We start from the raw sequence: 12,250 nt of genomic DNA, 5'->3' as shown, positions 1-12,250 counted from the left end.
GCGCCGGACAGAATTCGGTTCGCAGCGTCAAACAGGCGGGAAAACAGATTGATTTTCGCCCGGCCGGGAAGCCGGGCATGGAGGAGAACGCCGGTGCACCCACCGTTCCGGGTGCACCGGCGCAGCAACAGTTGAGCCTGTCGGAGCCACCGAGGCAGACGGCCAAGGAATTCCCAGGGAGGAAAAACCGGTGAAAAAATTTCTAGCATCCGTGGCGATTGCCATGTCCGTTGCCGTTCCGCACGCTTTCGCGGAAGGCGTCGTTGATACGTCGAAGATCAACAAGGAACTCATCACCACGGCCAATGACAAGAAGTACACCATCGCGACGGTCGTGAAGGTGGACGGCATTGCATGGTTCGACCGCATGCGCGATGGCGTGGACCAGTTCAAGGCCGATACCGGCAATGACGTCTGGATGGTCGGCCCGAGCCAGGCGGACGCCGCGGCACAGGTGCAGATTGTCGAAAACCTGATCGCGCAGGGCGTTGACGCTATTGCCATCGTGCCGTTCTCGGTCGAAGCAGTGGAGCCGGTTCTGAAGAAGGCGCGCGAGCGCGGCATCGTGGTCATCAGCCATGAAGCATCCAACATCCAGAACGTCGACTACGACATCGAAGCCTTCGACAACAAGGCCTATGGCGCCAACCTCATGAAGGAACTGGGCAAGTCGATGGGCGGCAAGGGCAAGTATGTCACGACCGTAGGCAGCCTGACCTCCAAGTCGCAGATGGAATGGATCGACGGTGCCGTCGAATACCAGAAGGCGAATTTCCCGGAAATGGCAGAGGCAACCGGCCGCCTCGAAACCTATGACGACGCCAACACCGACTATAACAAGCTCAAGGAAGCGATGACCGCCTATCCGGACATCAAGGGCATTCTCGGCGCGCCGATGCCGACCTCTGCCGGAGCCGGACGCCTGATCGCCGAAGGCGGTCTCAAGGGCAAGGTCTTCTTCGCAGGCACGGGCCTCGTTTCGGTGGCTGGCGAATATCTGAAGAATGACGACATTCAGTACATCCAGTTCTGGGACCCTGCCGTTGCAGGCTATGCCATGAACATGCTGGCCGTCGCAGCGCTTGAAAAGAAGAACGACCAGATCAAGGCCGGTCTCAATCTGGGTCTGCCGGGCTATGAAAGCCTGCTGGCGCCGGATGCCGCCAAGCCGAACCTGCTCTATGGCGCAGGCTGGGTCGGTGTGACCAAGGAAAACATGGATAAGTACGACTTCTGATATCCATGGATGTTTAGAGCGCATCCCGAAAAGTGTGAAACGGTTTTCGGAATAGATGCGCGTCTAAACAAACATATGGAGCGCCGATCTGATTCAATCATATCGAAACGCGCTTGACGGGAGGAGCTTCATGCCCCTCCCACCCTGCCAATCGCATTCCAGCCTTGCACGAGGCCCCTCATGAGTGAAAACCTGATCGAACTGCGCCATATCGGGAAACGTTTCGGTGGCGTCAGGGCGCTGGACGACGTTTCCTTTGCCATCAAGCCCGGCGAAATCCACTGTCTGGCAGGCGAGAACGGCTCCGGCAAATCTACCATCATCAAGGTCATGTCGGGCGTCTACACGCCGGAAGACGGCGAGATACTGATCGACGGCAAACCTGTCGGCAAGCTCGATCCCGTCAAGTCGGTTCATCATGGCATCCAGGTGATCTATCAGGATTTCTCGCTGTTCGGGAACCTGACCGTTGCCGAAAATCTGGCCATCAATACTTTTCTGATCGAAGGCCGCAAGGGCGTCGACTGGAAGCGGGTGCGCGAACTGGCGCAGAAGGCACTGGACCGGCTTGGCGTCAGCATCGACCTCGATGCGGATGTGGACAGCCTGCCCACTTCCGGCAAGCAGATCGTGGCGATTGCGCGCGCCGTCATGGCCGACGCCCGGCTCATCATCATGGACGAACCGACAACCGCACTGACGCGGCATGAGGTGGACGCGCTGTTCAGGATCGTGCGCGATATTCAGACGCAGGGCATCGCGGTGCTCTTCGTCAGCCACAAGATGCGCGAGATGCTGGAAATAAGCGAAAGGCTGACCGTCTTCCGCAACGGCAGGAAAGTTGCCGAAGGCCCGATTTCCGATTTCGACGAGCCGTCGATCACACGCGCCATGACCGGCCAGGAACTCACATCGGACCATTATCACTGGACCCCGCGTGAAGGCGCTTCGGCCAATCCGACGCTGGAAATCGCCAATCTCTCCGTTCCCGGTTCCGTGGACAATGCCAGCCTCACCCTCCATGCAGGCGAGATCGTCGGCATATCCGGGCTGATCGGTTCGGGCCGCACGGAGCTCGCGCTGGCTCTCTTCGGCATGAAGCCGGATTTCACCGGCACCGTGCGTATCGACGGCAGGCAGGTCCACCCGAAAACCGTGCAGGAAGGGATCGCCTGCGGCGTCGCCTATGTGCCGGAAGACCGCCTGACGGAAGGCCTGTTCCTGACGCAATCGATCGAGCGCAACATCATCGTGACCTCGATCGAGAAATTCGTGCGCGGCCTTTTCATAGACCGCGCGAAGGCGGACACCACGACCCGCGACATGTTTTCGGCAATGCACATCGTGGCCCCCGGCCCGCATACGCCAGTCAACCACCTGTCGGGCGGCAATGCGCAGCGCGTGGTGCTGGCGCGCTGGCTTTTGACCGGCGCCAAGGTGCTGATCCTCAATGGGCCGACCGTGGGTGTCGATGTCGGCTCCAAGGCGCAGATCCACAACATCATCCGCAAGCTCGCGCGCGATGAAGGGCTCGCCGTCCTGATGATTTCCGATGACGTGCCCGAGTTGGTGCAGAACTGCAATCGTGTGCTGGTGATGCATCGCGGGCGTTTCGTCGATGAGCTTTCCGGTGAAACCATGACCGAAGATGCCGTCAACGACCGGCTCAAGACGCTGAATTGAGGAGCCGGCAAATGAAATTCTTCCGCAGTACCGAATTCATCATTGCCTGCGTCCTGTTCGCGGCGATGGTCATTATCGGCCTCATCAATCCGGCATTCTGGTCGCTGGACAATATCTTCGGCCTCCTGCGTTCCAATGTCGTGATCGGCATCATGGCGCTCGGTGTGTTGCTTGTGATGATTTCCGGCGGCATCGATGTTTCCTTCACCGCCTTTGCCATCGCGGCCATGTATCTGACAGTCCGCGCCATGGTCTATCTCGGCTATGACGGCGTGTTCATTCCCTTCGTCGCGGCAACGCTGATCGGCCTGCTGCTCGGCGCTTTCAACGGCCTGATCATCCATCGCTTCAAGATGATCCCGCTGATCGTCACGCTCGGCACAGGCTCCATCGTGCGCGGACTGGTGCTGGGCCTTGTCGGCACCAGCATCGTCAACATCAACAAGATGCCGAAGGAACTGATCGCATTCGGCAAGACCGATGTGATCTCGCTGACATCGGCCTCCGGCACGGCTTTCGGCCTGACCGCGATGTTCCTCGTCTATCTGGCGCTGGCGCTGCTGATCCACCTGATCCTCAACTATACGATGATCGGGCGCAGCGTCTATGCCTATGGCGGATCGCCGGAAGCGGCAAAGCGCGTCGGCTTCAATACCCGCCGCACCATCTTCTTCGTCTATTGCGTGGCCGGGGCGCTCGCAGGCTTCGCGGGCCTTCTGCATTCCTCGATGATCTGGCTTGCCAATCCGCGTGATTTCGTCGGGCTTGAGCTGGACGTGATCGCAGCCGTGGTTCTGGGCGGCGCGTCGATCTTCGGCGGACGCGGCACCGTTCTCGGCACGCTGATGGGTGTCTTCATGCTCGTCATGGTCAAGAACTCGCTCATCATCATGAAGGTCGACACCACATGGCAGCGCGTCGTGGTGGGTCTCATCATCATCGTTGCCACCGCCATCACCGCATGGCGTGACCGCAAAAGCATCGCCTGAGGAGACAAGCGACATGAAACAGTCTTCCGACATGCGCCGCATCCTTGGCGGAGACAGCAATATCATCCAGCTCATCGTCATCACCGTGCTGGTCTTTGCGTTGATGACCTGGATGAATCCGGACAAGTTCCTGCGCTATTACAACTTTGAATCCATCAGCTACATCATGCCGGAGCTGGGCATCCTCTCCGTCGCCATGATGATTGCCATGCTGACGGGCGGCATCGATCTTTCGGTGGTCGGCATCGCCAATCTGGCGGGCATCGTGGCCGGGGTTTATTTTCACTCCTCCATGGTGCAGGCGGCACAGGCCTCCGGCTCGGGGATGCTGTTCTACACCATCATCGGCATATTGCTCGCACTGCTGGTCGGGCTTGTGTCGGGGCTGGTCAACGGCCTCCTCATAGCCAGGCTGCGCATCACGCCGATCCTCGCCACGCTCGGCACCGGACAGGTGCTGATGGGGCTTGCCCTGGTTCTGACCGGCGGGCCTGCCATCGTCGGCTTCCCCGATGCGTGGAACTGGGTCGGTAACGGCAATCTGTTCGGCATCGCCACGCCTTTCCTTCTGTTCATCGCGGTGTGCATCGTCGTGGCAATTCTCCTGACGCGCACGACGCTCGGCATCAATCTCATGCTGATCGGCACCAATCCCCGGGCTGCCGTCTTTGCCGGCATCCGCAAGGAGCGCATGATCCTTTACTCCTACATGCTCACCGGCGTTCTGGCTTCCATAGCCGGGATCATCCTCTCGGGCCGCACCAACGCCGCCAAGTCGGACTATGGCGCGTCCTACCTGCTGCAAGCCGTGCTGATCGCCGTTCTCGGGGGCACCAATCCGGCAGGCGGCAAGGGGCGGGTGCTGGGCATCGCCATCGCGCTCGTGGCGCTGATGCTGCTTTCCTCCGGCTTCCAGATGATGCGGTTCTCCAACCATCTCATCGATTTCATCTGGGGCGCTTTCCTCATTCTCGTCATCGCGATCAACGCATCGCGCAATCAGGGCAGGTGATCCCTATGCAAAATATCGGGCCGGACATCGAATTTCATCTTCGCCGCCAGGATTTTGTCGAGCAGCCGCATGTGATCGCCAACACCTATGGCCTCAGCGTCACCGCCTTTCGCTATCCAAGCGGCATAGAGGCCCTGCTGGTCGAGAACGAGCGCGGCAACATCATCGTGCTGCCCTTCATGGGCCAGATGATCTGGGGGGCTGAATTCGACGGCGTGGACCTCACCATGGGCAACAGCTTCTCCATGCCGCGCCCGGCAACCACCATCGTGGAAACCTATGGCTGCTTTGCGTTCCACAGCGGCATCCTGCGCAATGGCTGTCCTTCGCCTCAGGACAATCATCTTCTGCATGGCGAAATGGCCTGCGCAAAGATGGACAAGGCGGGCCTTCTCTTTGGTCATGACGCGCGCGGCGTCTTTGTCGAGATCACCGGCGAATACGAATATGTAATGGGCTTCGGCGCGCATTATCTGGCACGGCCAAGCGTGCGGCTTCATGCCGATGAAACGCTGTTCGACATCACCATGGACGTGGAGAACCTTTCATCCGCTCCTATGGAGCTGATGTATATGTGCCACGTCAATTTCGCCTATGCGGAAGGCGCGCGGATCGTGCAGCCGGTGCCCTATACGCCGGATCACGTGCAGGTGCGCACCGCCGTTCCCGGCCACGTTACGCCCAACGACGATTACCTGTCGCTGATCGACGAACTGGCCTCCGACCCGGCCGCGATGGAAGTGCTGGATGAACCGGAGCGCTACGATCCCGAGCAGGTCTTCTATATTCGCGGCTTGCCGAAAGATGCCGATGGCAACACACATCTGATGATGCAGCTTCCCGAGGGCGACGGATTTGGCATTTCCTACCCGACCGAAATCTTCCCAAAAACCGTGCGCTGGATTCTCGTGAACGGAGACGCGCAGGTTGCAGCCTTTGCCCTGCCCTCGACCTGCGAGCCGGAAGGCTATCTGGCCGAAAAAGCCAAGAACAATGTGCAGGTGCTGGCACCGGGTAAGCGCGCCGTCTTTCCCGTGCGCGTCGGCTATCTCGATACGACAGCCGCCGAACAGTTTGAAGCCACGATCAAGGCACTCTGAAATTTCAAAGGAACGTCTCATGACCAGAAAGATCGGAGTGGTCGGCTCCAACATGGTGGACCTCATCACCTATGTGAACCGTATGCCCGGCCCCGGCGAAACGCTGGAAGCCCCGACATTTGAAATCGGCTGCGGCGGCAAGGGCGCCAATCAGGCCGTCGCCGCCGCGCGCCTTGGCGCGGATGTGATGATGGTCACGCGGGTGGGCGACGATATTTTCGCCGACAGCACCATCCGCAACCTGAATGAGTTCGGCGTCGATACGCGCCATGTGCGCAAGGTCCCCGGCAAATCGAGCGGCGTAGCCCCAATCTTCGTCGAACCCTCGGGTGAAAACTCGATCCTCATCGTCAAGGGCGCCAATGCCGATCTTCTGCCCGCCGAAGTCGACAAGGCTGCCAACGATCTGAAAGCTTGCGGCCTTATTCTCATGCAGATGGAAGTTCCGGTCGAGACCGTCTATCACACCATCGCCTTTGCTGCAGAAAATGGCATTGAAACCATCCTGAACCCGGCCCCTGCCGCCGCCGATCTCGATCCCGAATTGATCCGGCAGGTGACCTTTCTCGTGCCGAACGAGAGCGAGTTGGCAATCCTCTCCGGCCTGCCGACCGGGACGGACGATGAAATCGTCAGCGCAGCGCGTTCGCTCATCGCGCGTGGCATCCGCACCGTCATCGTTACGCTCGGCGGACGCGGAGCGCGGATGATTACGGCAAGCGAAATCGTCAATATTCCGCCAGTCAAGGTCACGCCGAAGGACACGACTGGCGCAGGCGATGCCTTTATCGGCTCCTTCGCCCGGTTTTACGCCGGGACCGGCGATGTGGAGGCCTCGCTTCGCAAGGCCGCCCTGTATGCGGCCCATTCCATCACCCGGTCCGGCACGCAGAAAGCCTATGCCAGCCAGGAAGAATTCGAAACGTTCTGCCGCGATCACGCCCCCTCGACCGAACGCGCCTGATCGTAACTGAACCCATGAACGGACAATGAAATGACCGAAGCCCTCCCCCGCAATAACGGGACACCGCTCAAGCCGGACTGGTTTGAGGACGTGTCCGTCAATCGCAGCGCCTCCGAGCGCCGCGCCGCCACCATCAGCGCCCGCCGTTCGGTGAAGAAGGAATATCAGGCGGCGTGGCTCATCCGCGCCATCCAGTGCATCGACCTGACGACGCTCGCCGGCGACGATACGGCGGGCCGCGTGCGCAGGCTCTGCGCCAAGGCGCGCCGTCCGGTACGCGAGGATATTCTGGAAGCGCTGGGCCTCGCGGATGCAGGCATCACCACCGGTGCGGTCTGCGTTTATCCGACCATGGTTCCGCACGCCGTGAAAGCGCTTGAAGGTTCCGGCATTCCGGTCGCCTCGGTGGCGACGGGCTTTCCTGCCGGTCTGACCCCCTTGCCGCTGCGCCTTGCCGAAATCACCTATGCGGTGGAACAGGGCGCGCATGAAATCGACATCGTGATTACCCGCGAGCACGTGCTGACGCAGAACTGGTCAGCCCTTTACGACGAGATTGCCGCCATGCGGGAAGCCTGCGGCGATGCGCATATGAAGGCGATCCTCGCCACCGGCGATCTCAACACGCTCACAAATGTCTATCGCGCCTCGATGGTGGCGATGCAGGCGGGTTCGGATTTCATCAAGACCTCGACCGGCAAGGAAGATGTCAACGCCACCTTGCCGGTGAGCCTGACCATGGTGCGGGCGCTGCGCGATTATGGCGCGCTTTCCGGCCAGAGCGTCGGCTTCAAGCCTGCGGGCGGCCTCAAGAGCGCCAAGGATGCGCTCGCCTGGCTCACCCTGATGAAGGAAGAACTCGGCAATCGCTGGCTGGAACCCGATCTGTTCCGCATCGGCGCATCATCGATGCTTGGAGATATCGAACGGCAATTGGAGCACTTCGTGACCGGGCGCTACTCCGCCGCCAACCGTCACGCTGCTGCATAAAGTTTATCGCATTTCTGCGACGCCAAAAGCTCCATTTGGCTGCAAATGCTTAGAGGATTTTCAGAATGCGACCCATCAAGGACATTCTCAAGACCATGGAATACGGACCTTCACCCGAAGCAAACGGCGATGTGAACCTGTGGCTGGAACAGCATGGCCGTTCTTTCGGCCACTATATCAACGGAGCCTTTGTCAAGCCGGAAGGCCGCAAGGCGATCGCCGTCGCCAATCCGGCCAATGGCGACAAGCTCGCAGAAATCACCTGCGGCAATGCGGATGATGTCGATCAGGCGGTAAAGGCCGCCCGCGCCGCTTTCGGCAAATGGTCCAAGCTGTCGGGCTACGAGCGTGCGAAATATCTCTATGCCATCGCGCGCCATATCCAGAAGCGCGAGCGCTTTCTGGCCGTGCTGGAAACCATGGACAATGGCAAGCCGATCCGCGAAACCCGCGATATCGACATTCCGCTCGCCGCCCGCCATTTCTACCATCATGCGGGCTGGGCCGAGATGGTGGAAGATGAGTTCAAGGGCTTTTCGCCGGTCGGCGTCTGCGGTCAGGTCATTCCGTGGAATTTCCCGCTTCTCATGCTTGCCTGGAAGATCGCACCCGCTTTGGCCGCCGGTAACACGGTGGTTCTGAAACCTGCCGATCTGACGCCGCTTTCGGCCATTGCCTTTGCTGAAATCTGCCACGAAGTCGGCTTGCCCGCAGGTGTCGTTAACATCGTGCAGGGCGATGGCACCACCGGCGCGGAAATCTGCGGCCACGACGGGGTGGACAAGGTTGCCTTCACCGGCTCGACGCGGGTTGGCCGCGTCATTCGCGAGCAGATCGCAGGTTCGGGCAAAAAACTGTCGCTGGAACTGGGCGGCAAGTCGCCCTTCATCGTCTTTGAAGATGCCGATCTCGATGCCGCGGTCGAGGGTGTGGTCGATGCCATCTGGTTCAATCAGGGCGAAGTGTGCTGCGCCGGATCACGGCTGCTGGTGCAGGAAGGCATTGCCGGGCGTTTTTATGCCAAGCTGAAAAAGCGCCTCGAAAGCTTGTGGGTCGGCGATCCGCTCGACAAATCGACCGATGTCGGGGCCATCGTCTCGCCCGGTCAGGTGAAGCGCATTTTCGATCTTATCCAGAAGGGCATCGAGGAAGGCGGCGAATTGTGGCAGACGCCGAACCCGCTGCCAGCCAAGGGCAATTACATCGCCCCCGGTTTCTTCACCGAAGTGGATCAGGCCTCGACCGTGTGTCAGGTGGAAATCTTCGGGCCGATTGCGGCGGCGACGACCTTCCGCACCCCGGACGAAGCCGTCTCGCTTGCCAACAATACGCGCTACGGGCTGGCTGCGTCGATCTGGTCTGAAAACATCAATGTCGCGCTCGATCTTGCGGCGCGGGTGAAGGCCGGTGTCGTCTGGATCAACTGCACCAACATGCTGGATGCCGGAGCCGGTTTCGGCGGCTACCGCGAAAGCGGGTTCGGCCGCGAAGGCGCACGCGAGGGCATGTACGAATATCTTGTCTCCGATTGGGAAAAGGCCCTCTCCCCGGCCGAGGTTGCGGAAGTCTTCGTGCCATCGGCCTCGCCTGCCAGTGACGACAAGGTCGCTATCGACGGTATTGATCGCACGATGAAGAACTATATCGGCGGCAAGCAGGCGCGCCCCGATGGCGGCTACAGCTATTCGGTCATCGGCAAGGGTGGCGCGGTCATCGGTCAGGCCGGGATCGGCAATCGCAAGGACATTCGCAACGCGGTGGAAGCGGCGACAAAGGCCGGAAGCTGGGGCGCAGCAACAGCCCATAACCGGGCGCAGGTGCTCTATTATCTCGGCGAAAACCTTGATGCGCGCCGGGCGGATTTCGTGGCGCGACTGATGGAAAGCACCGGCGTCAACGAGAAAAAGGCGGAAGAGGAATTTGAAACCGCGCTGCGCCGCATCTTCTATTATGCCGCGCAGGCCGACAAGTTCGACGGGGCGGTGCACTCAACCAAGTCGCGCCATGTAACGCTGGCGATGAACGAACCGTGGGGCGTGATGGGCATCGTCTGCCCGGACGAAGCGCCGCTTCTGTCGCTCGTCTCGCTCGTGCTTCCCGCAATCGCCATGGGCAACCGAACGGTGGTCGTGCCTTCCAGCCGCCAGCCGCTGGTCGCAGGCGACTTCTATCAGGTGCTCGACACGTCCGATGTGCCGGGCGGCGTGGTCAATATCGTCACCGGAGAACGCGACCTTCTGACGAAGACGCTGGCCGAACACGACGATGTTGCGGCTGTCTGGTACTTCGGTTCCCGCGAGGGCAGCGCCATGGTCGAAAAGGCTTCAGCCGGAAACCTCAAGGCCACTTGGGCCAACAACGGTCGCCTGCCCAACTGGCTTAACAGGGCCGAAGGACAGGGCCGTGATTATCTGCGGCGGGCTGTGCAGGTGAAAAATATCTGGGTGCCTTACGGGGCATAGGCCAAGAATAAAAGGCCCGCTTCGGCGGGCCTTTTGCTGTGCATTTACTGCGGCACCCACAAAATGGCGTCGGAATTGATCCCGAGAAGCAACGCCTGCGCGACAGCACGCGCCTTCAACTCTTCGCTTGGCTCCGGCTCGCGCGACAGCACCCAGAAGTAACTGCGCGTAGAGCCGACAATGATCGACCATTGATAGCCGCCTTCATCGATATCCATGATGTTGTAGCCGCCGTAGAATGGCCCGAAGAAGGAAACTTTCAACGCGCCTTCGTCGGGAGACCGAACAAAGCGCGCGGTTCCGGTGGCCTGCGTCCAGCGACCTTTCCACGGATCGAAGCCGCGATTGACCACTTTCACCGTTTGATCGGGATTCAGCGAATATTCCGCGGTCGTGCGCGTCAGACCACGCTCGAAACGGTTTTCAAGCCGTCCCACTTCGTACCACTTGCCGAGATAGCGCGTGAGATCGAAGGGTTTAACCGGGACTATTCCCTGTGGAATTTGCGGCGAGCTTGCCCGGGTCAGCGCGTATCCCGCGGCCAATCCCGTCAGACCCAGGGCGAGTTTTCCAAATCTCATCGTCTTCCCTTCCTTTTTCGCATGAAGAGAAAAACCGATGCCGGGGCGATTGGTTCCCCACAGGCGGCAGGACGCCCTTTCGCAACGTCATCCAACTGTCACGCAATCCGAATAGAAGCTCCCAAGTCATTTGGATTGCGGGAAAATGTTACAGTCCTCTAATATAAAAGCGGATATTGCCGTTCGGGCTGAGGGGCTGAATCTTGCCTACGGTCCGACCACGATATTGAAAAATATCGATCTTTCACTGCCGCGAGGACAGACCCTCGCCCTGCTAGGGCCGTCCGGTTGTGGCAAGACCACGCTGCTTCGCCTCGTGGCCGGACTGCTCGCCCCGACGAAAGGATCGATCACGATCAACGGCATCACCGTCGCGGATGCCCGGAAGGGCACTTTCGTCCCGCCTGAAAAGCGGCATCTCGGCATGGTGTTTCAGGATTATGCGCTCTGGCCGCATATGACCGTTTTCGGCAATGTGTCCTTTCCGCTCGAAATGCGCGGGCTGGGCCGCGCGGAGCGGGAAAAGCGCGTTGCCTCCGCACTCGACCGCGTTGGTCTGGCCGGATTTGGAGAGCGTGCGATCAGCGATATATCGGGCGGCCAGCAGCAGCGCGTCGCCATTGCCCGCGCCATCGTTGCCGAACCGGGACTGGTATTGTTCGACGAGCCGCTTTCCAATCTCGACCGGGAACTGCGCGAAAACATGGTCACCGAGATCGGGCAGCTTGTCGCCAATCTGGGCCTGACCGCGATCTATGTCACCCACGACCAGAGCGAAGCCTTTTCCCTGGCCGATCAGGTGGCTGTCATGCGCGCCGGTGTGATCGAGCAGCTGGCTTCGCCTGAAGCGCTTGTCGCCGAGCCGACCACACCTGCGGTCGCCGATTTCCTGCGGCTCGGCTGTGTCGTACCGGTCGAACAGCGCGACAATGCCTACAAGATCGCGCGCACTGAAATCCACATCGCCCAAGGTTCCGCCGCCGGACAGGCAACCCATGTGCTGTTGCCGTCGCGCTCCGTGCGCAGCGTTCCCGTCCATGAAGCCGCAATTCCCGCAACCGTGCTGCGCTCGCAGTTTCGCGGCGACGGCCACCTGACCACGGTGCGCATCGGTTCGCAGCAGGACGGTCACGAACTGACTTATCTCGACCATATCCGCCTTTCTCCCGGCGTTCCGGTCGGCATTTCGGTCGATGCCAGCCAGCTGCGCTGGTTTTCGAAATAGGACCATT

Annotated in this window: 10 protein-coding genes; 9 read left to right on the top strand and 1 reads right to left on the bottom strand. The window is 60.2% G+C overall.

All coding sequences use genetic code 11. The features are described from left to right. The first annotated feature begins 190 nt into the window (after window positions 1-190). The 8 genes from OINT_RS13050 to OINT_RS13015 all read left to right on the top strand — a co-directional run bounded on the left by OINT_RS13050 (window position 191) and on the right by OINT_RS13015 (window position 10,437). A complete protein-coding gene (locus tag OINT_RS13050; RefSeq protein ID WP_006468304.1) occupies window positions 191-1,237 on the top strand; it encodes an autoinducer 2 ABC transporter substrate-binding protein in 1,047 nt (348 codons plus the stop codon). 180 nt (window positions 1,238-1,417) lie between these two features. After that, window positions 1,418-2,920, top strand: coding sequence for a sugar ABC transporter ATP-binding protein (locus OINT_RS13045; RefSeq protein ID WP_006468303.1), 1,503 nt, complete (start codon window positions 1,418-1,420; stop codon window positions 2,918-2,920). Window positions 2,921-2,931: 11 nt separating this feature from the next. Beyond that, window positions 2,932-3,909 (top strand): ABC transporter permease, encoded by a 978-nt coding sequence (locus OINT_RS13040; RefSeq protein ID WP_006472056.1) that lies wholly within the window; start codon window positions 2,932-2,934, stop codon window positions 3,907-3,909. Window positions 3,910-3,922: 13 nt separating this feature from the next. After that, window positions 3,923-4,921 carry an ABC transporter permease gene (locus OINT_RS13035; protein WP_006472055.1) on the top strand — a complete coding sequence of 333 codons (999 nt, stop codon included), beginning with the start codon at window positions 3,923-3,925 and terminating at the stop codon, window positions 4,919-4,921. A 5-nt stretch (window positions 4,922-4,926) separates the two neighbouring features. Next, window positions 4,927-6,021 (top strand): aldose 1-epimerase family protein, encoded by a 1,095-nt coding sequence (locus OINT_RS13030; protein ID WP_006472054.1) that lies wholly within the window; start codon window positions 4,927-4,929, stop codon window positions 6,019-6,021. Window positions 6,022-6,040: 19 nt separating this feature from the next. Then, entirely contained in the window at window positions 6,041-6,985 is a 945-nt protein-coding gene (rbsK, locus tag OINT_RS13025) for a ribokinase (RefSeq protein ID WP_025092120.1), read from the top strand. 30 nt (window positions 6,986-7,015) lie between these two features. After that, window positions 7,016-7,975, top strand: coding sequence for a deoxyribose-phosphate aldolase (deoC, locus tag OINT_RS13020; RefSeq protein ID WP_006468299.1), 960 nt, complete (start codon window positions 7,016-7,018; stop codon window positions 7,973-7,975). A 65-nt stretch (window positions 7,976-8,040) separates the two neighbouring features. Then, window positions 8,041-10,437: an aldehyde dehydrogenase family protein gene (locus tag OINT_RS13015; protein WP_006468298.1), complete on the top strand. Its 2,397-nt coding sequence runs from the start codon at window positions 8,041-8,043 to the stop codon at window positions 10,435-10,437. Between the two features lie 44 nt (window positions 10,438-10,481). On the opposite strand, the gene OINT_RS13010 is transcribed toward OINT_RS13015, so the two are convergent. Next, window positions 10,482-11,018 (bottom strand): lipocalin family protein, encoded by a 537-nt coding sequence (locus OINT_RS13010; RefSeq protein ID WP_006468297.1) that lies wholly within the window; start codon window positions 11,016-11,018, stop codon window positions 10,482-10,484. 145 nt (window positions 11,019-11,163) lie between these two features. Between OINT_RS13010 and OINT_RS13005 the strand changes: the two genes are divergently transcribed. Next, on the top strand, window positions 11,164-12,243 hold the full coding sequence (locus tag OINT_RS13005; RefSeq protein WP_006472053.1) for an ABC transporter ATP-binding protein: 1,080 nt from the start codon (window positions 11,164-11,166) through the stop codon (window positions 12,241-12,243). Window positions 12,244-12,250 lie beyond the last annotated feature (7 nt).

This window comes from Brucella intermedia LMG 3301, assembly GCF_000182645.1.
Classification (GTDB): domain Bacteria; phylum Pseudomonadota; class Alphaproteobacteria; order Rhizobiales; family Rhizobiaceae; genus Brucella; species Brucella intermedia.
The sequence above is the reverse complement of the archived record's forward strand: the minus strand, read 5'-3'. Positions and strand labels throughout refer to the sequence as shown.